Origin of the sequence: Gluconobacter morbifer G707 (assembly GCF_000234355.1) — a bacterium.
Lineage (GTDB): Bacteria > Pseudomonadota > Alphaproteobacteria > Acetobacterales > Acetobacteraceae > Gluconobacter > Gluconobacter morbifer.
This window is the reverse complement of sequence record NZ_AGQV01000001.1, coordinates 102,803-126,377: the sequence shown is the minus strand read 5'-3', so window position 1 is coordinate 126,377 and position 23,575 is coordinate 102,803. Positions and strand designations below refer to the sequence as shown.

20 protein-coding genes and 1 tRNA gene are annotated in these 23,575 nt (G+C 61.1%); 9 read left to right on the top strand and 12 right to left on the bottom strand.

What is annotated here, in order from left to right:
• The first annotated feature begins 20 nt into the window (after nucleotides 1–20).
• The gene (locus GMO_RS00525) at nucleotides 21–647 is read left to right on the top strand and encodes a hypothetical protein (RefSeq protein WP_008850264.1); all 627 of its coding nucleotides are present in this window, start codon (nucleotides 21–23) and stop codon (nucleotides 645–647) included.
• Between the two features lie 140 nt (nucleotides 648–787).
• Here GMO_RS00525 and GMO_RS00520 read toward each other — a convergent pair.
• Nucleotides 788–862: transfer RNA gene (locus tag GMO_RS00520), tRNA-Thr, on the bottom strand.
• A 52-nt stretch (nucleotides 863–914) separates the two neighbouring features.
• The gene (dksA, locus tag GMO_RS00515; protein WP_040507535.1) at nucleotides 915–1,328 is read right to left on the bottom strand and encodes an RNA polymerase-binding protein DksA; all 414 of its coding nucleotides are present in this window, start codon (nucleotides 1,326–1,328) and stop codon (nucleotides 915–917) included.
• A gap of 236 nt (nucleotides 1,329–1,564) precedes the next feature.
• On the opposite strand from dksA, the gene GMO_RS00510 reads away from it, so the two are divergent.
• The 3 genes from GMO_RS00510 to GMO_RS00500 are packed head-to-tail and all read left to right on the top strand — an operon-like array spanning nucleotide 1,565 to nucleotide 3,440.
• Nucleotides 1,565–2,695 carry a flagellar basal body P-ring protein FlgI gene (locus GMO_RS00510; protein ID WP_040507312.1) on the top strand — a complete coding sequence of 377 codons (1,131 nt, stop codon included), beginning with the start codon at nucleotides 1,565–1,567 and terminating at the stop codon, nucleotides 2,693–2,695.
• Complete coding sequence (locus tag GMO_RS00505) at nucleotides 2,695–3,012, top strand: rod-binding protein (RefSeq protein ID WP_008850261.1); 318 nt, start codon at nucleotides 2,695–2,697, stop codon at nucleotides 3,010–3,012. Before GMO_RS00510 ends, GMO_RS00505 begins: the two co-directional genes overlap by 1 nt.
• The gene (locus GMO_RS00500) at nucleotides 3,009–3,440 is read left to right on the top strand and encodes a flagellar protein FlgN (protein WP_008850260.1); all 432 of its coding nucleotides are present in this window, start codon (nucleotides 3,009–3,011) and stop codon (nucleotides 3,438–3,440) included. Before GMO_RS00505 ends, GMO_RS00500 begins: the two co-directional genes overlap by 4 nt.
• Before the next feature lie 12 nt (nucleotides 3,441–3,452).
• Here GMO_RS00500 and GMO_RS00495 read toward each other — a convergent pair whose 3' ends face one another.
• Together GMO_RS00495 and hpnH are read right to left on the bottom strand one after the other, a co-directional pair.
• Entirely contained in the window at nucleotides 3,453–4,745 is a 1,293-nt protein-coding gene (locus GMO_RS00495; RefSeq protein ID WP_040507534.1) for a hemolysin family protein, read from the bottom strand.
• Between the two features lie 160 nt (nucleotides 4,746–4,905).
• On the bottom strand, nucleotides 4,906–6,099 hold the full coding sequence (gene hpnH / locus GMO_RS00490; RefSeq protein ID WP_040507311.1) for an adenosyl-hopene transferase HpnH: 1,194 nt from the start codon (nucleotides 6,097–6,099) through the stop codon (nucleotides 4,906–4,908).
• A 304-nt stretch (nucleotides 6,100–6,403) separates the two neighbouring features.
• Between hpnH and GMO_RS00485 the strand changes: the two genes are divergently transcribed.
• The 4 genes from GMO_RS00485 to hpnK all read left to right on the top strand — a co-directional run bounded on the left by GMO_RS00485 (nucleotide 6,404) and on the right by hpnK (nucleotide 10,669).
• Nucleotides 6,404–7,057 carry an ABC transporter substrate-binding protein gene (locus GMO_RS00485; RefSeq protein ID WP_040507310.1) on the top strand — a complete coding sequence of 218 codons (654 nt, stop codon included), beginning with the start codon at nucleotides 6,404–6,406 and terminating at the stop codon, nucleotides 7,055–7,057.
• A 59-nt stretch (nucleotides 7,058–7,116) separates the two neighbouring features.
• Complete coding sequence (gene hpnI, locus GMO_RS00480; protein WP_008850255.1) at nucleotides 7,117–8,313, top strand: bacteriohopanetetrol glucosamine biosynthesis glycosyltransferase HpnI; 1,197 nt, start codon at nucleotides 7,117–7,119, stop codon at nucleotides 8,311–8,313.
• Between the two features lie 11 nt (nucleotides 8,314–8,324).
• The gene (gene hpnJ / locus GMO_RS00475; protein ID WP_040507309.1) at nucleotides 8,325–9,749 is read left to right on the top strand and encodes a hopanoid biosynthesis associated radical SAM protein HpnJ; all 1,425 of its coding nucleotides are present in this window, start codon (nucleotides 8,325–8,327) and stop codon (nucleotides 9,747–9,749) included.
• Between the two features lie 95 nt (nucleotides 9,750–9,844).
• On the top strand, nucleotides 9,845–10,669 hold the full coding sequence (hpnK, locus tag GMO_RS00470) for a hopanoid biosynthesis-associated protein HpnK (protein ID WP_008850253.1): 825 nt from the start codon (nucleotides 9,845–9,847) through the stop codon (nucleotides 10,667–10,669).
• A 63-nt stretch (nucleotides 10,670–10,732) separates the two neighbouring features.
• Here hpnK and GMO_RS00465 read toward each other — a convergent pair whose 3' ends face one another.
• The gene (locus tag GMO_RS00465) at nucleotides 10,733–11,713 is read right to left on the bottom strand and encodes an adenosine kinase (protein ID WP_008850252.1); all 981 of its coding nucleotides are present in this window, start codon (nucleotides 11,711–11,713) and stop codon (nucleotides 10,733–10,735) included.
• Between the two features lie 300 nt (nucleotides 11,714–12,013).
• Here GMO_RS00465 and GMO_RS00455 point away from each other — a divergent pair, with 300 nt between their 5' ends.
• A complete protein-coding gene (locus GMO_RS00455) occupies nucleotides 12,014–12,676 on the top strand; it encodes a bactofilin family protein (RefSeq protein WP_245528397.1) in 663 nt (220 codons plus the stop codon).
• 172 nt (nucleotides 12,677–12,848) lie between these two features.
• Here the strand turns inward: GMO_RS00455 and GMO_RS00450 are convergent, their stop codons facing one another.
• From GMO_RS00450 to GMO_RS00420, 7 genes are all read right to left on the bottom strand, one after another.
• On the bottom strand, nucleotides 12,849–13,565 hold the full coding sequence (locus GMO_RS00450; protein ID WP_040507307.1) for a GcrA family cell cycle regulator: 717 nt from the start codon (nucleotides 13,563–13,565) through the stop codon (nucleotides 12,849–12,851).
• 135 nt (nucleotides 13,566–13,700) lie between these two features.
• Nucleotides 13,701–14,891, bottom strand: a complete 1,191-nt coding sequence (gene rnd, locus GMO_RS00445) for a ribonuclease D (RefSeq protein WP_040507306.1) — start codon at nucleotides 14,889–14,891, stop codon at nucleotides 13,701–13,703.
• A gap of 87 nt (nucleotides 14,892–14,978) precedes the next feature.
• The gene (trxA, locus tag GMO_RS00440; RefSeq protein ID WP_008850247.1) at nucleotides 14,979–15,305 is read right to left on the bottom strand and encodes a thioredoxin TrxA; all 327 of its coding nucleotides are present in this window, start codon (nucleotides 15,303–15,305) and stop codon (nucleotides 14,979–14,981) included.
• 81 nt (nucleotides 15,306–15,386) lie between these two features.
• Nucleotides 15,387–18,962, bottom strand: coding sequence for a double-strand break repair helicase AddA (gene addA / locus GMO_RS00435; RefSeq protein ID WP_008850246.1), 3,576 nt, complete (start codon nucleotides 18,960–18,962; stop codon nucleotides 15,387–15,389).
• Entirely contained in the window at nucleotides 18,959–21,997 is a 3,039-nt protein-coding gene (addB, locus tag GMO_RS00430) for a double-strand break repair protein AddB (RefSeq protein WP_008850245.1), read from the bottom strand. Before addB ends, addA begins: the two co-directional genes overlap by 4 nt.
• Nucleotides 21,994–22,443 (bottom strand): tRNA (adenosine(37)-N6)-threonylcarbamoyltransferase complex ATPase subunit type 1 TsaE, encoded by a 450-nt coding sequence (tsaE, locus tag GMO_RS00425; RefSeq protein WP_008850244.1) that lies wholly within the window; start codon nucleotides 22,441–22,443, stop codon nucleotides 21,994–21,996. Before tsaE ends, addB begins: the two co-directional genes overlap by 4 nt.
• Before the next feature lie 51 nt (nucleotides 22,444–22,494).
• Nucleotides 22,495–23,559, bottom strand: coding sequence for a glycosyltransferase family 4 protein (locus GMO_RS00420; RefSeq protein WP_008850243.1), 1,065 nt, complete (start codon nucleotides 23,557–23,559; stop codon nucleotides 22,495–22,497).
• Nucleotides 23,560–23,575 lie beyond the last annotated feature (16 nt).

Sequence of the window (23,575 nt, the reverse complement as noted above, 5' to 3'; positions counted from 1 at the left end):
TGCGGCAGGAGTATAGACACATGTCCAGCGCCGAGATGAACGGAATGGGGAAAAGCAGGCCGCTTGCCTCTTTAGCCACCCTGAAAACACATCTTTCCATTCCTCTTTCAGACACATCGCATGACCGGGATCTGGAAGACTGTCTGTTTCAGGTGTCAGCGGCCGTTGAAAATTACATGGAGCGTCCAGTTCTGCTGAATGAGTGGGAAGAACAGATCCGCGTTCGTCATGATGACTCTCCCCTCGCCCTGAAACTGGGAGTCTGGCCCATCCTGTCTGTGGGGGCCGTCATATGGGAAGGACAACTGCTGCCAGAGCCAATGAATGGATGGAGCTTCAATGCCCTCTGCGCCATCCTGTATCCACCAGGACAGTGCGGATGGCAGCCGGGGCTGTATGTCGTGCAGTACCGGGCGGGCTGGATCGTTGCCGGCATGAAAAATACCGAAGGTGATCCGCTGGAAGCCACGCTCCCTACGGATATTCAACTGGCGGTTCTGATCGCGGCACAGTCATTTTCTCATGCACGCCGCATCCCGCCTTCATCACGGACGCAAGACAGATCACACCCTTCGACGGATTTCTTCAGCCTGCCTCCGGAAGCAACAAGCCTGCTCAACCGCTACCTTCCGGCAACCATGGCGTGAAATGACAGATTCCCCCGATTTGCTTCGGAATGAGAGCGGTACGCCTGTCCGAACCGCACGAAAAGGCAAGCAGCATCTGCTTCCTGTGCCATCCGGTCCGGAAAGCTGAACGGGTTATTTTTCAGTTTTGAGAGAGCGGCTGGTGCTGCTGGACAGGATTGAACTGTCGACCTCTCCCTTACCAAGGGAGTGCTCTACCACTGAGCTACAGCAGCATCTGTTGCCTTGGCGCGCTTCCTATCCGTTCAGCACGCCAAGCGCAACCCCTTAATCGTCCCGATGGACCTTTTCCATGCGTTCGTGCCGTTCCTGAGCATCGATGGAAAGCGTTGCGATCGGGCGCGCTTCCAGACGTTTCAGGCCGATCGGCTCCCCCGTTTCCTCGCAGAAGCCGTAGCTGCCATCCTCGATCCGGTCGAGCGCCATGTTGATCTTGGCGATCAGCTTACGGGCGCGGTCCCGCGTCCGGAGTTCAAAGGCCCGATCCGTCTCGACACTGGCCCTGTCGGTAATATCCGCTTCATGGATTCCCCCCTCGGAGAGACTCGCCAGTGTTCCATCTGCTTCTTTCAGCAGATCCGCACGCCAGCGCAAAAGCTTCTGCCGAAAATACTCGACCTGAAGAGGATTCATGAATTCCTCTTTGTCGGAGGGCTTATAATCCGGCGGCAGCGTAATCATCATGCGCATCCAATCCCTGACACTTCCGCCGACGTCCGACCCTGCCAGCCGTGGGCGCTTGACGGGCGGCTTATACCCACCACGAACCCATACGCCAAGTCCGAACATCATATTCAGAGCATCAGAAAGGGCAGAAATCTGCCTCTCCGTTAGGGGTTTTTTTACTCTGTTTCCTCATTCTGCCGGATCAGGAGCCCAGAACCTCCGGCCAGATGTCAGGACAGTGTCAGACACCCATGCGATTTTCTTCCTTCCATCCTGTCATATATTGCCGATTTCTAGCGTTTTTCTGCGGTTTTTTATTACTGTTCCCAATATTTTCCAGCGCCGCCACCGTCCGTATCAAGGACATCACGGACATGGAAGGCGTACGTAGCAACCAGTTGATCGGATATGGGCTTGTCGTGGGGCTGAACGGAACGGGAGACCGTCTGACCAATACGATTTTCACCCGGGAAACCCTGATTTCCATGCTCAACCGTCTGGGTGTGAACATTCGCGATCAGGAAACACAGCTCCAGACGCATGACGTTGCCGCCGTCATGGTAACAGCGGACCTCCCGCCTTTCGCCCATGGGGGCAACCGTATTGACGTAACGGTTTCCGCTGCCGGCGATGCCTCTTCCCTGACAGGGGGGACGCTTCTGGTAACACCTCTGATGGCGGCCGATGGCGAAGTCTATGCTGTCGCACAAGGCTCACTGGCAACCAACGCCTTCACGGCCCGCGGCGCAGCGGCCTCGATCACGCGCAATACTCCGACAAGCGGTCATATCGCCAATGGCGGCATTGTCGAACGGGAAGTCCCCTTCGACCTGACACACAGAGCCAATCTGCATCTGAGCCTGCGTAACCCCGACTTCACGACGGCAAGTCGCATGACTGCCATTATCAACCGCACTTTTGGCCCCATTGCGACCGTTCAGGACCCGAGAACCGTTCTTCTAAACCTTACCAGCCACGACCCGGTACCCACGCTCTCCCGCATTGGTGACCTGATGGTCACGCCGGACACGCCTGCGAAAGTGATTGTGGATGAAGCCAGCGGCACCATCATCATGGGAGCGGATGTCCGCATCAGCACGGTAGCCGTCGCGCAGGGCAATCTGACCGTTCAGGTCACGGAAACACCCGAAGTATCACAGCCTGGCCCATTTTCGGGCGGGCAGACGGCGGTCGTTCCCCGCACGAATGTCAAGGTAGATACAGGCAAGGATCATCATCTCGCCATGCTGCCTGGCGGCACGACCCTGCGGGGTCTGGTGTCCGGTCTCAACGCACTGGGGGTTGGCCCCCGGGACATGATCAGCATCCTGCAGGCCATCAAGGCGGATGGCGCCCTGCAGGCAGAACTGGAAATGCGCTAATGAAAATTTCGTCTTCTCCTGCTTCCGTACCCTCACCTGCATCCCAGGGCTTCTCGCTTGGAACTCAGACCATTGATCCGGCCAAGACCCTGAAATCCGCCCAGGATTTCGAGGCCATGGCCATCAATCAGATGCTCCAGCCCATGTTTGAAACCGATGATGGCAGCCAGAACATGTTCAGCGGCGGCGCTGGCGAAAAACAGTTCCGCCCCATGATGGTGGAACAGATCGCTAGGGAAATGGAAAAGAACGGTGGCCTAGGTCTTACAGATGCCATCGACCGGCAGATGCTGGCCATGCAGGAGCAGAAAAAATGAGCCTCTCCCTTGTCTCGGCCATCAAACGGCTGATCGCGGTTCTAAAGGCGGAGAACGATGCTCTGACTGCCGCGCAGGTTCCTCAGGCTCTTGCGCTTCTGCCAGAAAAACAGGCCGCAGCTACGGCTCTGGAGAAGGAAGTGGCAGATGCAACGGCCCGTCAGAGCGTCTGCGGCACACGCAGTGCTGACGTCCAGCTTCCTGACAAGCCCGCAGCACCTTTCCTGCCGTATCATCACCTGCTCGAACAGGTGACCGAACTGGGAAACCGCAACGGAGAACTTCTGCAACGCGCCATCACAGCCCAGAAAAGGGTCATTGATCTCCTGACCGAGACCCCGCCAACGTCCCTGACGCAGGGATACGGACAGCAGGGCAGCTATGCATCACCGGCCGACCGGCAGGTGCTGTTCATCAGCAAAGCCTGAATCTGTCAGGGCTCAATCATCCGCAAGAACCTGCCGGCTGACTTTCACTTTCGCCACGCGCCGGCGATCCATCTCGAGAACTTCAAACAGCCATCCTTCGAACGCGACCTTGTCGCCCTTCGCAGGAACTCTCCGTAAAAGAGCCAGCAACACGCCACCCAGCGTATGGTAACTGCCACTGCCTGGCAGGGTATCCAGATCGAGGCGGGAGCGCAGTTCATCCGCCGGCATGAAGCCATCGAACACATACTCATCGCCATTTTCATCAGCCCTCAGCTCATCGGGAGAGGTTTCCGTCTTTTCCTCACCGACGATCGCCTCGAAGACATCAGATGGAGTGACGATGCCTTCAAAAGAGCCGTATTCATCCAGCACGAATGTAATGCCCAGATTTACTCCGCGCAGGCGTTCGATCATGTCCTGAGCACTCAGACTGTCCGGTATGACGGGTGGCTCCCGCAGCACTGCGTCAATCGAAACCGGCAATCCCAGCAGCAGACGATCCATGATGTCTTTCGCCAGGATAACACCGACTGGATGATCGACATCACCTTCACAGACCACGATGCGCGCAAAGGACGACTGACGCAGCTTGCGCCGGAGCGTCTCCTGATCGGCATGGCGATCTATCCAGAACAGTTCGTTACGCGGCGTCATGATTGCCCGGACGGGACGGTCCGCCAGACGCAGCAGACGTTCGATCATGGCCTGTTCGTCGGTCTCCAGAACGCCTGCCCGTGCACCTTCCGCTAGAACAGCTCGCAGTTCCTCTTCCGTCACCGCAGATCTAGTCAGCGGGCCGACACGAAGCAGCCTCAGAACCAGAGAAGACATTCCACTCAGCAGCCAGACCACGGGCTGGGAAATACGGGCGACCGCCACCAGCAGCCAGGACAGACGCGCTGCAATTTTCTCAGGCTGTTGCAGGGCAATCTGCTTGGGAACAAGCTCGCCGAAAACCAGCATGGCAAAGGTGATGAGCGCGACGACCAGAACAATCGACAGTTCCCCCGCGAACGGTTGCAGAAGAGGGATAGTGGCGATCCCGTCCTTGACCGTGCTCTCGATCTGGCTCCCGCCAAATGTTCCTTCCAGAATGGAGACCAGGGTCATACCGATCTGAACTGTTGGCAGAAAACTGTGCGGGTCTTCAGCCAGTCGAAGCGCAGCCTGCGCGCCGCGGACATTCTGTTTGGCCAGAACTTCCAGACGGGGCCGCTTGGCCGAAATCAGCGCCAGCTCCCCCATGGCAAAAATGGCATTGAGAAGAATAAGCAGGCAGATAACGAAAATCGGGGTCAACATGGTCCGGCCAGAGTAATGAAGCAGCAATGATAGCAGGCCCAGCGCTCGTTACCATGACATTCCTGAAATCCTGCGCCATTACCCTTTCCTCAATAAAAAAGCCGCCCCTTTAGTAGGAGCGGCTTTTTTCACATAGACTGTTCCCTTGTAGGGAAGTGGTTCAATCCGCAGCATCCGCGGCTTCCGTCACCGTATTGGCCGGACGACCATTAACACGGACACGCGGGCCACGACTCGGCTTGCCGCCGGTGGTCAGTTTTTCCATCTGCTGCGCAACCTGCGCCTCGTAATCATATTCGGCCGGCCGCTGGTTCGCCAGAGAGATCTCCGGAACCATGGGCTTTTCGGTTTCAGGGCCAAACAGGGCAACCTTGGCGATATGCCAGGGACGCTGAACCGCATCCATGACCGCCGTCGATTCGTAACCAGAATGCACCATGCAGTCAGCGCATTTCTCATATGCACCCGTGCCGTACTGCTCCCAGGCCGTATCGTCCATCAGTTCACGGAAGGTCTTCGCATACCCTTCGCCGAGCAGATAGCACGGACGCTGCCACCCAAAGACGGTACGCAGTGGCTTGCCCCATGGGGTGCAATGATAGTTTTCATTGCCCGCCAGGAAGTTCAGGAACAACGGAGACTGCGTGAAGCGCCACTTGCGGCCCTTGCCCAGCCGGAAGATGTCACGGAAAAGCTGCTTCGTCTTCTGGCGGTTCAGGAAGTGCTCCTGGTCCGGTGCACGCTCATAGGCGTAACCCGGCGCCGTCATGACACCATCGACCCCCATGGCCATCACTTCGTCAAAGAATGCCGCCACGCGCTCTGGCACCGCACCATCGAAAAGGGTGCAGTTGATGGAAACACGGAAACCGCGGGACTTCGCCAGACGAATCGCGGCAGTAGCCTTCTCGAACACACCTTCCTGACACACGGAAGAATCGTGCATCACCTTGTCTCCGTCGAGATGAATATCCCAAGAGAAGAAAGGCGAAGGCTCGTAATCGTCGAGCTTCTTTTCAAGAAGCAGCGCGTTCGTGCACAGGTAAACGTATTTTTTCCGATCGATCAAACCTTTGACGATCTGCGGCATTTCCTTGTGAAGGAGGGGTTCGCCACCCGCGATGGCAATAACTGGAGCGCCTGCTTCCGTATCGGCATCCAGACACTCCTGCAGGCTGAGGCGCTGGTTCAGGATCTGTGCTGGATAATCGATCTTGCCGCAGCCTGCACAGGCCAGATTGCAGCGGAACAGCGGTTCGAGCATCAGGACCAGCGGATATCGCTTGCGGCCCGTGAGGTGCTGCTTGACAACGTACCGTCCGACTCGGACAGCCTGCATCAAAGGAACGGCCATTATAATCCTCTGGTTCTGGCGTCCGGTTGGGATGCGCGTCATGGCGCCCGGAGCCGTTCACAATCGTGGAATGTCCCGCGGCTGGCTCCCTCTTTCCGTTGGCCGTAGCCGGAAATGACGAAGAACCGTCGGGCAGTCGATTGACTGGCTATAAACCCATTGCAGGGTTCGCCTCAATGTCGTCACCTGCAATTCCTTTGATAGATGTGGCTATTAGAACACAGATGGTTTTATGCGTAACCACGCTTGATAGTTTCCATCAGACACATGACCTCTTGCACAAAACGTCTCAGAGGACGAAAGCATGACAATGATTTGCCGATTTGCACAGAAAGCGACTCTGTCCATTCTTTCAGCCTGCCTTCTCGCGGGCCCGGTCACAGGGATAGCCGTCGCACAGTCCGCCGATGCCGCGCAACAGAACGCGTCATCCGTCTCCGCTCCCATCCGTGGTCTGTACGATGCGCTCAAAACGGCGCAGGACAGTGGCAAGACCGCCCAGCAGCGCGCAGCCATCATTGCCCCGGCCGTGGACCGGGCCTTCGATCTGGAAGCCATCCTGCGTCGCTCTGTAGGTATCCGCTATAACAGCCTGAGCGCCGCGGACCGCACGCATCTTCTCGGCTCGTTCCGCCAGTTCACGGTGGCGCGTTATGCATCCTCCTTCAAGCCGGGCACGAATGCGGTTTTCACCATTCTGCCCCAGGTCCGCAGCAACCCCACGGGCGGTGAAATCGTCGATACGACGATCGGCGGTCAGGGTGGGGATGCAACCCCACTCAACTATATCATGGTCAACGGCCCCTCCGGCTGGCGCATCACCGACGTGCTCCTGAACGCCCATATCAGTCAGGTTGCTGCACAGCGGGCCGATTTCGGCGGTGCCCTGAGCCAGGGCGGAGCCAACGGACTGGCCGAACTCCTCGACCGCAAGACCGCGCATTTCCTTCATGACTGAAACAGGGCATTTCAGGCAGGTCTCTTCACTTCCGCCTGAAGGAGGGTTAAAAGACCAACGTGCCTTTACCTCTCACGATCGCAGCCGGTTTCTGTACACTCGTTTCTTTGGCCGGTAACCTTCAGACCCTTGCCGGCGCAACGCTGCTGGCCCGCTTCCGCAGGACGGAGCGGAAGGCGGACGCGGCTGTCCGGCTGGACGACCGGCAGTGGCCTGCCGTTACAGTTCTCAAGCCCCTGCACGGAAACGAGCCCCTGCTGGAAGAAGCCCTTGAAAGCATCTTTCAGCAGACTTATCCTGAATTCCAGATCATCTTCGGCGTTCAGGACGAAAGCGATACGGCTCTTGCTGTCGTCGAGCGTCTGAGGCAGCGGTATCCCGCCGTTCCCGTGGATGTGGTCATCAATCCGGCGGAACATGGCCCCAACCGGAAAATCGGTAACCTGATCAACATGTATGATCAGGTCCGTCATGACATGATCGTGATTTCGGATTCCGACATCCATGTCAGTCCCAGCTATCTGCGTCATGTGATTTCCACCCTGCGGGAGCCGGGGGTCGGACTGGTTACGACCTTGTATGCAGGTCGGGCGGCGGCCGGCACGCTTGTGCAGCAGCTTGGTGCCTGCCAGATCAATCACAACTTCCTCCCTGGCGTCATGATGTCGCGTTTTCTGGGCCGTCAGGACTGCCTTGGCGCAACCATGGCCCTGCGTAGGGAGGAACTGGAGGCTATTGGCGGTCTGGAAGCTTTGGTGGATCATGTAGCTGACGATGCCGAACTGGGCCAGCTTATCCGTGCACGGGGCGGAAAGATCGCGATTGCGCCCTCCCTGACCCACACGACGGTTGGCGAACATACGCTGAGCGAACTTCTGGCTCACGAACTGCGTTGGGGGCGGACAGTCAAGAACGTGGCGCCCGTTGGCTATGGCCTGTCCGCAATCCAGCTTCCGCTTTTCTGGTCCATCGTCGCTGTGCTGTTCCGGCCCACGGCCTGGTGGAGCTGGCTCTTTTTCGCGCTGACATGGTTCATACGCGCGGCTGGAAGCACAATTATAGATCGTGCTACGGAGTGCCCATTACCTGTGGCCCTGCCGCTGCTGATCGTTCGGGACTGGCTTTCGGCAGCCATCATGGTCGGCAGTGTCCGTGGATCACGCGTTGCATGGCGCGGCAGAACGGTCCATATCGCCCGAAGAAAACGAAAATCCACGGTTCGCGCTACCCCGCTTGAACCGGGCGCCACCCAATAGGAGTGTTCACCATGATGAGAACCCTTTTTCTCCAGCCTCCTTCCTTCGACGGCTTCGACGGTGGTGCTGGTTCCCGTTATCAGGCCAAGCGTGAAATCAAGTCCTTCTGGTACCCGACATGGCTCGCCCAGCCGGCCGCTCTGGTTCCCGGGTCGCGCCTGATTGATGCGCCGCCGGCCAAGATGGGCATGGATCCCATCCTGGAAGACGTGAAGAACCGTGATCTCGTGGTCATGCACACCTCCACGCCGTCCTTCGCCTCGGATGTGCGCGTGGCCCAGATGCTCAAGGACGCTAACCCCAAGCTCCTGATCGGCATGGTCGGCGCTAAGGTTGCCGTGCAGCCTGACGAAAGCATGAAACAGGGCAGCCCGATCGATTTCGTGGCCCGCAACGAATTCGACTTCACGATCAAGGAAATCGCTGAGGGGAAGCCCCTCGCCGAAGTAGACGGTATCACCTGGCGGAACGAAAAGGGCGAGATCATCGCGAACAAGGACCGCGCGATGATCGAGGACATGGACAGCCTTCCGTTTGTAACCGAGGTTTACAAGCGCGATCTCAACATCAACGACTACTTCATCGGCTATCTGAAGCACCCGTATATTTCCATTTATACGGGTCGCGGCTGCAAGTCGCGCTGCACGTTCTGCCTGTGGCCGCAGACGGTCGGTGGACACCGCTACCGCACCCGTAGCCCGGAGCATGTTGCGGCGGAAGTCCGGCTGGCCAAGCAGTACTTCCCCGAAGTGCAGGAATTCATGTTCGATGATGACACCTTCACGGACGACCTCCCACGTGCCGAGGCCATTGCCCGTGAAATGGGCAAGCTGGGTGTCACGTGGTCCTGCAATGCCAAGGCGAACGTTCCTTACGAGACCCTGAAGGTCATGAAGGAAAACGGCCTGCGCCTGCTGCTCGTCGGCTATGAAAGCGGCAATCAGCAGATCCTTCACAACATCAAGAAGGGCATGCGCGTTGAAGTCGCCAAGGAATTTACGCGCAACTGTCACAAGCTGGGCATCAAGATCCACGGTACCTTCATAGTCGGTCTGCCGGGCGAGACGAAGGAGACGATCCAAGAAACGATCGAGTTCGCCAAGGAAATCAATCCTCACACGCTTCAGGTCTCCCTCGCCGCGCCCTATCCCGGAACGGCGCTGCACAAGCAGGCCACGGAAAATGGCTGGCTGAACGAGGCTGAAGCCGAACTGATTGACGAAAACGGTGTGCAGATCGCTCCGCTGCACTACCCGCATCTCTCACATACGGAAATCTTCGAAAGCGTCGAGGAATTCTACCGGAAGTTCTATTTCCGCAGCTCCAAGATCACCTCCATCCTGAACGAGATGATCCGCAGCCCGCAGATGATGAAGCGCCGTCTGCGTGAAGGCGTGGAATTCTTCCAGTTCCTGAAGGACCGTCACGCGGCGTAACGTCCGCCATGATGCGATGATTATCTTGAACAGGGCATGGCTGTCATACGGCCATGCCCTGTTCTGTTTCCCAGACCTCCCAGCGGAGAAACGGTATGACGCGCCGCGCCATTGTCTCGGCCGATGATTTCGGCATGAGCCTTGAAGTCAATGATGCGATCGAAGAGGCTCATCGCAGGGGCATCCTCTCCACCACCAGCCTGATGGTGACCGGAAATGCGGCGGCGGATGCCGTGCGCCGGGCCAGAACCATGCCGGACCTGAAGGTCGGGCTGCATGTCGTAGCCATTGAAGGCAAATCGGTCCTTGATCTGCCAGCCATCACGGATTCAGAAGGCTGGTTCGGACGGGATCAGTTCAGGCTTGGGGTGGATTATTTCTTCAATCCGGCGGCCCGTAGCGCCATCTGCCGCGAAATCGAGGCCCAGTTCCGGGCTTTCGCCCTGACCGGGCTGCCGCTCGATCATGCCAATGCCCACAAGCATATGCACCTCCATCCGACGGTGGGACGGTTTCTGATCGAATCCGGTGTCAGACATGGCCTCAAAGCCGTACGCTCGCCGCTGGAGCCTCCTGCCCCACTCGAAGAAAGCGATACCATCGGCGACTGGGCCCTCCGTCACTGGATCGGCGTTCTGCGTCACCAGATCCGCCGTGCCGGACTTAAAACCAATGACTGGTGCTTCGGATTGCGGTGGTCAGGGCATATGACGCCCGACCATATAAGGGGCCTGATCCCGCGCCTGCCATCAGGCATCAGCGAGATCTATTTTCACCCGGCTACGGCCCAGAACGCCATGATGCACCGCTTCATGCCGGACTATGACCAGACTGGCGAACTGGCAGCACTGCTGAACCCGACCGTCCGGGAAGCGTTCGAGCGGGCACATGTGGCCCGGATCGGCTGGGCCGATCTCTGAGCGGACGCCAGAAGGAGCACGACGTGAACAGTCGGCGCTCCTTCCTGCTTTTCAGAACGCCTCTCAGGCACGAAGGGAAAAATCGTCTTCCGGGCGGGCACCGAAACGGGTGATGATTTCTCCTGCTGCCTGATTTCCCAGCTTTGCGCAGGTCACAAGATCATGCCTGCGGCTCAGCCCGGCCAGGAATCCCGCAGCAAAAGCATCTCCAGCGCCAGTCGTATCCACGACACTGACGGGAGAAGTCGGAACATCATGGCGTTCCCCGCTACTGATGACAACAGCCCCCTTCTCACCGCGCGTGATGGCCGCAAGCTGCGTCTCCGTCCCGACCTGACGCAGGGCATCTTCGAAGTCGGACACTTCATAAAGTGCCAGCAGTTCAGCTTCGTTCGCGAAAAGAATATCCACATGTCCCGCCACCAGCGCCCGGAACGCGGCACGATGCCGCTCGACACAGAACGTGTCGGACAGCGTCAGGGCCACCTGACGACCCGCCTTGCGCGCCAGCTTCGCCGCATGCTCGAAAGCGGCCTGGGCGTGCGGCTTGTCGTACAGGTACCCCTCCAGATAGGTGATGGCGGCATCAGCCACGACGCTTTCATGCACATCTTCAGGTGTGAATTCCGTGCAGGCCCCGAGATAGGTGAACATGGTGCGCTGCCCGTCCGGAGTGACCAGAACGATACAGCGGGCCGTCGGGATATCGTCCGCGAGCGGCAGGGGCTGGGAGGGAAAGGTCAGGCCCTGCTCCTGCATGTCACGCGCAAAATGGGTCCCGGCCTCATCCGCCGCCACCTTGCCCAGATACGCAACCTTCGCACCCATGCGAGCCGCCACAACCGCGGTATTGGCGCCTGAGCCACCACCGGCAATCCGTTCCACGGTCACATGCTGTTCGATGGCATGGGCGGTCGGCGCGTCGATCAGGGTCATGCTTCCGGCAGCGGCCCCCAGTTTCTCGGCCACGGACTGGTCAACGGATGCAAGAACGTCAACGATCGCGTTGCCGATACACAGAAGGTCGTGCTGGGGTGTGGACATGAAAGCTCCAGTAAGGCTGTAGTCTGTTGGAAAAAAGGCTTTAACGGGTAAAACACGTGACATGCGCCATTAAATCAACACGATCATATGGCTCCTGTGGGGATACGCCAACTCCCGCCGCCCGACGACCGGATGAAAGAGATGTCCTGATTGTGACATTTAGGAAAATGTACGTCTTGTCCGGGCGGGCAGTCAGCGTGTAGCCTTGTCGAAGACCGCTCTCCAGCATCGGGTCATCCGGTGTCCGGGGTCAATGTCCAAGACTGATTATCGTTTTTTCAGATCCGCAGCGGGGTTTCCTTGTTCAGAAGACGCAAACCGGAAGAAGACGCCAAACCTGACGAGAACAAGCTCGCAGGCCAGCCCATCTTTCCCAACCGGCCGGACGCTTCCAGCCAGACCGCTTCCGCGTCAGGATCCGGAACACCCTCCAACCAGCAGAAGGATCCCGCTTCCATGGGTCGCTCCCCCTTCCCGACGCCGCCGTCCCCCCCTACTCCGCCGGGCGCCACGCCAGCCGGCGTTCCACGTCCTGGCACCGCGACGGTGCCGGGTGCGCCGCGCCAGGCCGGTCCGGAACGCCGCACGCTCGTTGTCGGACGCGGCATCAGCGTTCAGGGAACGGTGCAGGACGCCGAGCGTCTGGTGGTTGAAGGGACCGTCGAGTCCAGCATGATCCAGGCGACGGAACTGTCCGTCACGCAGGGTGGTGTATTCCGGGGCGGCATCGAAGTGGAAGACGCCGAAGTCGGCGGTACGATCGACGGTACCCTGACCGTCAACGGCAGCCTGACGATCCGTGCAACGGGTCGCCTGATCGGCAAGGCCAAATGCCGTCGCCTGAAGGTTGAAGATGGCGGCCAGATCACTGGCCAGCTGGAAATGATTACGGATGGTGCGGCCCGCCCGGGACTTTCCGAGGGTGCAAAAGCTTCTGAAAAGAAAGAAGCCGCCGCCTCCTGATATCCGGCATCACAAAAAAGGCCGCCCTCCGCAAGGAGTGGCGGCTTTTTTGTGTCATCTCCATACAGATGAGAGGCTACCGTGCAGGCCTGTATCCTGTCCGAAAAACCGCTATCCCCCGGATCGGAAAACAGCGGATTCAGAAAAACCCTGATGACGGGAAAAGCCTTGCTCAGTCGCGCCGGTCGCGGATCTTGACGTAGGCAATGGCGGCATGTTCGGCACAGTAAGGCTTGCCCGGTAGGGGAGTGGCACCACAGAAATGAAAGCCCGGCGTCCCCGGGTCACCAATCGGCCAGCAGCAGGACGGTCCACGCCGCGCAGGACGGTCGATCCCGGCCGTAAACCGCTGAGCCGTTGTAGAGGGCGAACGGGGCGCAGGCGTTGCGCGCGGCGCAGATCTTGATACCGTATCAGGAATGTCTCGAAGCGGGGGCGCAACAACAGGATCGGCCCGCTTTTCCGCCACAACTTTCACTGCCGGGGCGGGCGCAGGCCGCACGGGAGGCGCACTGGCCTTGGCAGGAGCAGCCTTCACAGCCACAGCAGCCTTCCTAGGGGCGGCAGGCGCAGCATCCGCCGCAACAGCGCTGACCCCAGATGTCGCAGCCGGTTTATCCGCCAGCAGATCCGGCGTTGTGTGTTCAGAAGCCGGAGCGGTCTTGGCGCGGGAAGGGCTTTTGCGGCGCGGCGCGGCCTCGGTCGCCGCCTCTCCATCCTTGACCTTGCGGTTGCGGATCGGCGAAGGACGCGGCGGCAGACCCAGACGATGCGCCTTGCCCACAACAGCGTTCTTGGTAATGGAGAGCTGGCGGCCGATCTCGGCGGTCGAAAGTCCCTGACTCCACAACTCGCGAAGCCTGGCGATCGTCTCGTCCGTCCAGTCCATATATCGGTTCCTCTGTCCCGCATCCGGATCGGCAACGATCCGTTCTCGTGTTGGTATTCCGTCCCGGTTCACTGGAACCGGATCTTGCTTGGAGAATGGTCTTACCAGAAACTCCCGGCAACGTCGAAGGCGCTTCTATTCGGCGGGCGCCCTCACGCGCTGGAGCTCCACACTGCCATCGACGACGGCCAGTGCAATTTCTCCCCGGACCAGAGCCTGCGCATCCAGCCCGAAAAGCTCCCGGCGCCATCCCTTGAGGGCACCGACATCCGTTTCCCCGAGGGCAATCCGGTCCAGATCGTCGGAAGACGCTACCAGACGGGGCGCCACCTTATGCTGTTCGCATTTGGCAGCCTGAAGAACCCGCAGCAGCGCCACAAGCGCAGTAGAAGGTCGCGTCCGGTCCCCTTTGGAAGGCGGCCTAGGCAGATCGGCTTCTGGCAGATCTTCCCCGATGCGCACCGCATCGAGCAATCCTGTGCCCATCCGGCCCTCCGCAAATCCCCGCGTCACGCCACGGACACGTGCCAGAGCATCCACGTCCTGCGGGCGGATCGCCGCGACTTCCAGAAGGCTCTCGTCACGGATCAGGCGCTGGCGGGGCAGATTGGCGTTCTGGGCCTCCTGCTCGCGCCATGCAACGATTTCGCGCAGCACACCCAGCATCCGGCGGTTACTCGTCCGGGCCTTGAGCTTTTCCCACAGACGGCGCGGATCGGGACGGAACGTGCTCTCTTCGGTCAGAACACCCTGTTCCGCATCCGCCCAGTGCAGGCGTCCCTGCTCCTCAAGCTGCTTGCGAAGCGCCAGGTAAACCGTCCGCAGATGCGTGACATCCGCCGCCGCGTAGGCAATCTGCGCCTTGGTCAGCGGGCGGGCCGCCCAGTCACTAAAGCGGTGCGCCTTGTCGATGGAGCGCCCCGTAATGGCTCCGACGAGACTGTCGTAACCGACCTGATCCCCGAAACCGGCAACCATGGCCGCAACCTGTGTATCAAAGACCGAAACGGGAAGACGGTCGAAAATATGCAGGAAGATTTCAAGATCCTGCCGCGCGGCATGGAATACCTTGATGCAGTCGGGTTCCGCCAGAAGCTGCCCCAGAGCCGTCAGGTCAATTCCGGGCGCCAGCGTATCAATAAGGACGACATCTTCCCTGCCGGCCAGCTGGACAAGACAGAGCTCCGGCCAGTACGTCCGTTCCCTTACGAATTCCGTATCAATGGTGACGAATGGCTCCTGCTGGAGCTTTTCACAGACGCGCACCACATCTTCAGTGGTTGTCAGCAGGACGGGGGACGGAAAATCCGGTGTTTTAGAACGCATGGCCACGATCCTACACAAAGGAAAGGATCGTGGCCACGCCTCTTAAGGAAGCGTAACGGACCAGAACCGTCACGTTTCGCACCAGTCTCAGATGGACTGTTCAACCCAGGCCTTGAGCTGGCTCTTGGGCATGGCGCCAAGTTGCTGGGCCACCGGCTTGCCGTCCTTGAAGACAATCAGCGTCGGAATGCTGCGGACACCATATTTCGTTGGGGCCTCCGGATTGGAGTCGATGTTGACTTTCGCAACCTTCAGACGACCCTGATACTCGGCGCCGATTTCCTCCAGAGCGGGTGCGATCATCTTGCACGGACCGCACCATTCGGCCCAGAAATCAACCAGCACAGGCCCTTCGGCCTTGAGAACGTCCGTCTCGAAGCTGCTGTCGGATACGGCAACGGTGTTTGCGCTCATGGGTATGTTCCTTAGTCGCATGGAGTTCTGAAAACCGATATCGGCCTCTGCCTACCGGACTGCAAGAGACGGGACGCGAAATCAAGACCCGGGCAGTACGTCATCCAGAAGGCGGTCTGGCAGGGTCTGTACGGCCGGCCCTTCCGTCCAGACCAGTGAACAGTGAATGCGGTATCCGGGATGAAGTTGCTCCAGCACCGACCGATAGGCCGCCATCTGCCGCAGATAGGCCACCGGGACCCGTTCTGTGCGACTCGGCGGTTTCCGGTTGGTTTTGTAGTCGCAGACCCAGATATCGCCTCCCCCGTCCGCCCGGGGCCGGATCCGCAGACGATCCACTTGCCCCAGAACGACGCGCCCCTGACTGACTCCGGACACCGGCTGCTCCGCCCTGCTGCCCGGCTCGAACAGAGGCGCGAGATCCGGATGATGCAGAACCCCCATGACCTGCTCCGCCAGGCGGTCCTGTTCCTCCACCGTCAAGCCCAACGCGGGACGGGCCAGCCAGCGCAGCGCCAGTGCCGCACGTTCTGGTGCTGGCGTTTCGGGTAGAAGCTGAAGCAGGCGGTGGATCATGACGCCACGCCGCATCGCCTGTTCACGCACGGGCAACGGACGATTTTCCAGCAACTCAAGGGGAGAACGGGCCGCGGGAGCCTCTCCGAACTCCGCGCCTTCAGGCCGGCTCGGCGCGAGAGGCCGGGTCAGGATATCTTCACGCGGGGCAATAACCGGCTTCCAGTCCGGGGCGCGTCCAGCCCATCCGGGCAGTTTTGCGGGGCGCGTCTCCGGCTGGCAGATTTCCCCGGTCTCCTGCCGGACCGTCCGTTTCTCTTCCAGAATCTGCCGGTCTCCGTCCCATCCAAGACCAAGCGGCTCCGATCGCACACCGGACAGTTTTGAAAACCCGGCTTCACACTGGCGGTACCAGCTTTTTTCATCCAGTTCCCGCCGGCCATCCGCTCCGCAGACAACCAGCCAGTCACTGGCACGCGTGAGCGCGACATAAAGCAGACGGTTATTTTCCCCCCGGGCCTTTTCGGCTTCCCGGTCGGACAGGACGGACGTGACCGCCGTGCCCATGTCCTTCTTCGGCACCCAGAGTGGCAGATCGAGACCATCCTCGGCTTCCCACAGGAAATCCCCGCTCGATGGCGCCCTGGATGTCGTATCTGGCAGAACAACCAGACGGGCCTGCAATCCCTTGGACCCGTGTACCGTCATGACGCGCACGGCCCCGGATTCACTCTCCGCCTCGCGTTTGCTGGTGATCTCACTCGCCTCCAACCAGTGCAGGAACCCCTGAAGCGATGGCGGGTGCAGCCCCTCATACCGCAGCGCCGCCGTCAACAGTTCATCCACCGGCTCGGCGGCTTCGGGCCCCAGACGCCGCAGCAGCCTCGTTCGGCCGCCATGCTGCCCCAAAGCCTCTGCAAGCAGACGATAGGGCGTGGCATAATCCACGCGGGCATAGAGCGTGGACAGCATCTCCCAGGCGTCCCGCCAGTCCGGACGCTCCCTGTACCGACTCCGCAGCACCGTCCAGAGCGGCTGCCCCTGTGGCCCAAGCGCATGGGTCGTGCCGTCCTGCGTGGCGAGCGCCATCAGGGACTCATCCGTCAATCCTCCGAGGGGAGACGTCAGGACGGATGCCAGCGTCAGGTCATCCTGAGGCAGGAGCAGCGTGGCGCAGAGCGTCATTAGGTCCCGGACGGCCACCTGCTGTGTCAGCCCGACCCGAACCAGCGTCGCCACCGGCACATCGCGCGTCTTCAGCGCCCGGATTAGGGAGCGCAGAAACGGAGACCGCCGGGGCACGAGGATCAGGATTTCTCCGGCCCGAAGCGGAGCCTGTCCGGGTTGTGGAGCCCGTCCGATCTGCTCTCCGATCCACTGTGCAAGCGCCTCGGCCAGTCTCTGGGGCGCACTGCGCTGGCCGGTATTGGCCCGGGGCGCATCCCAGGGGGAAAGGCCTTCGTCATCGTACTCGCCTTCCACCGCGGGCACGAGCGGCCAGAGCTCCACACGCCCGCCCTGCCCCGGCCGGGCCGAGACATGCGGCAGGAGCCGACGCCCCTCTCCGTCTTCCGAAAGACCATGCGCTGCCAGCGGCTGTGAAAAGACGGCATCCACGAAAGACAGGACAGGCGCCACTGACCGAAACGACACGTTCAGGTCAGGGTCGCGCCACAGCAGCCCGGCAGATCGCACGCGCGAAGCGAAAATCTGCCGCCAGCGGTGAAACTGTTCCGGGTCCGCGCCCTGAAAGCCGTAAATGGACTGCTTGAAATCGCCGACCGCAAAGATCGTGCGTGGCCGGGCGCCCGTTTCCCACGCGCCTTCGCCGGCAAAGAACTCCGAGGTCAGAGCGCTGGCGATTTCCCATTGCAGGGCTGAATTGTCCTGCACCTCATCCAGCAGAAGATGATCAATGCCGCCATCGAGTTTGTAGAGCACCCATGCCGCACCCGGATCTTCCAGCAGATTGCGCGTTTCCTGAATGAGATCATTGTAATCCACCAGACCACGCGCTGCCTTGCCACTCTGGAACGCAGACAGCATCGGCGCGACAAGGCCGACAAATGCCCGGTTCAGGGCCACGAGCACTGCCCGCCGGATACTTTCGTTGAGTTCGAGGAGCCGCTCCCCTTCCGCCATCAGAACCTTTTCCAGATCGGGCAGCGCCTTCCGGGCGGCAGTATTGGCAAAGCCGCCGATCTTCCGGACCGTTCCGCCTTTCACGATGAAACTGGACAGCCAGAGCGCCGGATCACGCTCCCCGGCAGGGAGCGACAGCCAGACCAGCATCGGATCAACCAGTTTACGTGCAGCATCGGTCGCCAGAGGCTGAAGAGCCTGAAGCTCTTCACGCAGACGCTCTTCCACCGGAGGCTGGCAGATCAGTTCCCGCAGATCTCCCGCGTCTTCCTGTCCGGCCTTCAGCGCCCGGCGATAGGCGTTCACGACCGCATCCGGCATCATGGCCCAGCGCTCCAGCAATGGGCGCGCCCGGCCTTCCTCCATGCTCAGGCCCCGAATGCGCTGGAAAAAGCGATCAATCCCCACAGTGCCCGCCAGTTCTGCCGCGAGAGCCGGGGACCGGGCAAGTTCGCTTTCCATCGCCTCGCGCAGGGCCAGCGTGGTGTCCGTGTCTTCCATCAGGGTGAAATGCGGATCTACGGCGGCTTCAAGCGGGAAGCGCCTCAGGAGAGACTGACAGAAAGCATGGATCGTCTCGATCCGCAGGCCTCCGGGCAGATCCAGAACACAAAGGAACAGGGACCGCGCCCGGCGACGTGTTTCCTCCGTATTCGGAACATCGAGCTTTTCCAGCTCCTGCCCCAGAGCCTCATCGGGCAGGGACACCCAGCTTCCCAGCCGGGCCTGGAGCCGGTTGGCCATTTCCGCAGCAGCCGCCTTGGTATAGGTCAGGCACAGGATCCGGGCGGGATGCGCTCCTTCGGCCAGAACGGTCCCGCCATCATCCGTCTGGACATATAACGGCAGCATCAGCCGCAACAGACGGTCAATGAGCAGTTTCGTCTTGCCCGAGCCCGCGGAGGCGGACACGAACACCGAGGCCCTCGGATCAGAGGCCTGACGCTGCGTGGCGTCAGCATTGCGGATGACACTGGCGCGGTCGGGCGCTGTGTTCATTCTCCCTCTCCTTCCGCATGGGCCGCGCGCCATTCCTCCACGCGCGCAAGCTGGGCATAATCGGTATAACGCGGGACATGTCCCGCCCAGGGCTGGGACCGGTAGGGCTGTGCCGGATCGTCATAGGCATTGACCAGCCCACGCAGCTTCTCCATCGCCTCCCCGATCAGCGTTGCCGCGTCTGTCTTCGCCCGGCTGCCCGGAACGTCGCTTTCCCGGCCCGGCTCGTCGCCGCCTGTCAGATGCCAGTACAGAAGGCGTTTCGTCTCCACGGCCGGAACGTTCTGGAATGCTCCCTGCGCCAGCAAAGCCCCTTCCAACACAAGCTGGACGGACCAGCCCGTCGCCACGCTTGTCCCGCTCGGAGGCTGACCCGTCTTGTAATCGAAGATCGTGGCCTTTCCGTCTTCATCAATGTCGATCCGGTCTGCACGGCCCCGCAGTTCGAACGGTGCCCGGTCAGCCTGAAGGGTGAAGGAGGCGCGGATTTCCATATGACGGGCCTGCGCGTCCTCCGTGGCCCGGTATCCGGTCTCCCGCTCCGACACCCAGTCCGCGATGCGGGCCAGACGTGGGCCCCACCAGTTCACGAGGGCAGGACGCATATTCGCGCGGGCCAGTTCCTCGCCAAAAGCCCGGCGCAGGATGGACGGCGCATTGGCGGGCCAGCGGTCCGGATACTGCCGGTACACCCGCTCCATCGCATCATGCACGATCGTGCCGAAATCCGCGTATTCCGCCCCTTCTTCAAGCGGCCTGAGTGCGTTCAGCTTCAGGACATGTTTCGCATAGATCGCATACGGGTCCTGCATCCATGTCTCGATTTCCGTAATGCTCAGGCGGCGCGGACGCAGGGCGACGGGCGGTCTTGGCTCGGGCGGGTCCACAGTTTCCGCGCCGTCCAACGGCTGATCAAGCGCTTTCTGCCAGTCCAGCGCGGGATGAACCGGCAGGGACTGTCCGCGCCCTCCCAGAAAGGCCTCCATCCGCACCAGCCATCGGGCCGGAACCCCGGGCGCACCTTCCCGCCGGGCCGAATTGGCAAATACGACCTGTCCCGCTGCCAGGGCAGTGGACATGAAATCATGCGCGCTGATGCCGGTCTGCCGCTCCGGGGACGGCAGTCCAACGCGCTCCCGCATCGGGCGGCTCAGCCATGGACCGGGATCGGTCGCAGGCGGCCAGACCGTCTCGTTCAGTCCCCCCAGCACGACAACATCGAACGCCAGAAGCCGCGCTTCCAGCACACCAAGGATAGATACCCGGGGATGCGCCAGTTCAACGCCACCACGATGCGCCCGCAATCCCGTCAGCATCTGTCCGGCCATGGCGGTGTTCAGGAACGAATCCAGATGACCCAGCGTCTGGGGAGGAAGGATACCGGTATGCTGCATCAGGGATGCAAGGATACGGGACAGGGCCTCGCCATCCTCCCCCAGCCACAACCGGCCACCGGGACGCATGTCCTCTTCCGGCGGGGCAGCATGTTCCTCTTCCGTCGCCGCCAGCGCCTCGGCAGTATGGATCAGCCGCTCCAGAAGGTCCGGCAGGGGAATGGCGCCTTCAATGGACAACAGGGGGTCAAACGCCTGTCCAATGCGCGCGATGAACGGCGTCAGGCTTTCAGGTTCGTCTGGCGCATCGGCGCTGGCGCCGTGATCCGGTTCGCGCCGGTCTGCGACATAGGCTTCCAGCGCGGCCTGAAGTCCTGCAGGCCCCGGCGCGGGTGCAGGTCCCCGCAACAGGAGACGCTCCAGCCGTCGGGCCGAGGCGTGACAGTCTCCCGGCGTACGCCCCAGCGCCGCAAGAGGATGTTTCAGCACGGACAGGAGCGCCACGGGCGACAGTCTGGCTTCCGCCGCCACCGCAACCAGCCGCAGGAATACCGCCGCCGGCGTCTGGGACAGGGATTCGCCCGCGCTGTCATCCGCATGGATCCCAAACCGCAGGAGTTCTGTTCCCACGCGCTGTGCCAGTCCCCGGTCCGGCGAAACCAGCGCACAGGTCCGGCCTTCCCGCGAGACGACATCGCGCAGGATCATGGCGATGGCCTGTGCTTCCTGCTGCTGGTCCAGTGCCGGCAGGAGGGAGAGTTCGTCCGTGTCCCACTGTCCGGAATGCTGCCCCCAGCGCGCGATGCCGTGCTCCGGAAGCATGATTTCCCGCAGGAGCTTTTCCCGTGCCCGATCCCGCGCGCAGTCCCAGTCCGTCACTTCCGCGCGGTCCACGCCCAGATCCCCCAGGATTTCCTTAAGACCGAACTGCGGATGCGAAGGGGGAATATCCACCCAGATCTCCTCCGGCAGGGCGAGATCCACGCCTGGAAGGACCACCAGCCCGGATTCAAGCTGCGCCACGGCAGCCAGCACATCCAAGACGGCGGCCGATCCATCGGCGAATCCAACGGCCCAGACCGGCGTTTCCGGCGGCTTTTCCAGCCAGACCAGCGCCTGTGCCTTCAACCGGGCGATCTGGCGTGCAACGGGGTTGGACAGTCCTTCTTCCTCAAGCCATTTCGGCCAGATAGCCGTGACAATTTCGAGGAATTTCAGGGTCTGCTGCCAGTGTTCGGAGAAACGCTCCTCCACGGCGTCCGGCAGACGCTCCGCAAGATCGACACCACTGCGCTCAGCCTCGTCCATCAGGTCCGCCAGCGCCTTGGCCAGAGGCCAGGCACGGTCGATCCCTTTTGTGCTGTCCATGCCCAGCGTAACAATAGGCGTCCGGAGAATCAGCATGGCCAGCACCGCAAGACGGCGCTGCGGCTCGACGGCGGGCGGAAGCATGACATCGATCCCGATGGACGCCAGCGCGTCTTCGTCCACGTCATTGATCGCCACGATCCGGGGCAGGAGCGCGGCCTGCGCATCCAGAACGCGCAGGAAGGCCTCCATCAGCGCACGCCCCGCGCGTCGGCTCGGCACCAGGATCAGTCCGGGGCCGTCCGTCCCCGCCGTTGGGTCGCGCTCCAGCCACTCATGAGCCACCCGGTCCAGAAATGCTTCCGTGCCCGGAATCGTAACGATACGGCTCATGCGGGCAGTCCTTCCAGCCTTTCCTGCGGCCAGCCGGACAGATCAACGATCCGCGCGTCCTCATTTTCCCCAGGCAGGAGATGGATGTGCAGGGCATCGGCTGGCAGCAGATCCTCCGCCCGCTCAGGCCATTCCACGAGCATCAGCCCCTCGCAGGCCTCGTCCCAAGCTAGTTCATACAGGGCGTCCGGTCCATCCAGTCGCCATAGATCATAGTGATACGCCATGCCGCCAGGAATTTCGTAGGGCTGGACCAGCGCGAAACTCGGGCTGGGAACCTCCATGGTCGGATTATATGCCAGATGCCGCAGGAAAGCCCGGCCGAACGTGCTTTTCCCCGCACCCAGGCCACCAGACAGCGCAATGCAGTCTCCCGCATGGCACCGATCGGCGATCAACTGGGCGAGGCGTTCCGTGGCGGACTGGTCTTCAAGGCGTATTTGCATCTCCGCAATCTGGCCTTCTCCATCTCATCCAGCAAGCACGAATGCAGAACGTCAACCGTCCAGAAGATGCATCCAGCGCGCCATGACCGGGTCGGCCTGGAACGCCTGCGCCCGTATGCGCGCCTCGGCAGACATGGCTTTGCGCCCTGCCGGATCGGCCATCAGGCGCAGCAGCCCTTCCGCCAGAGCCGGAACATCCAGCGACGGCACCAGCAGACCGGAGGCGCCGTCCCGCACGATTTCCGCAGGGCCTGTCTCACAATCGAAGGATACGACCGGCAGACCTGCCGCAGCCGCCTCCAGCAGAACCATCGGCAGGCCTTCATAACGCGATGAGCAGACATACAGCCCGGCCCGGGCGTAATCCGCCGCAATGCCATCCGTTGCCGGTGCGATCACGACACGGGCAAGATCTTCGGCCTGCTCCGACAGTGTTTCCCGGTCCGGTCCATCTCCACGGATCACGAGCGACCATTCCCGACCTCGCGGATCCCGCTCCACGATCGCCCAGGCCCTGAGCAGCAGGTCATATCCCTTTTGCCCGATCAGACGGCCCGCCGTCAGAACGGTTCTGGCTTCGCTGATATACGGCATGGCGGTGACAGGTGGCGCGATGTTGGGAATGGCGGTCAGGCGCGTCCGGATTGACGTCCCCGCCTGCCACAGGGCCACATCCCGCTGCGTGAGGACGACCACATCATCCGCCCAGCGGGCCGCAATCTGCCGTCCCCAGACCCGCTTGCGCCGGTTCAGGGTCACGTTGAAGTTGAAATGTTCCCAGACGATGCAGCGCACGCCGGCCAGACGGGCGGCGGCCACGCCATAAAGCGCATGTGTCGCCTCCACGACCACCAGCGCCTCGATCCGCTGCCGCTTCAGGAGTCGCGCCAGCCGCCAGACAATCCGGAACCACGAATTGAAGATCCTGACATGCCGGTCGAACAGAGTCGTCACGTCGATGCGCTGGTCGAGGGGAAACAGGCAGGGCCCGATGGAATGAAGCTCGATCAGGTGAACCGACGCTCCCCGTTCCACCAGTCCGTTCATGACGGCGCAGGCTGAACGTTCCGTCCCGCCCAGTGCTCCGATATGCTGGATAACAAACGCGCATCTCATCAGGATGCTCTACCCC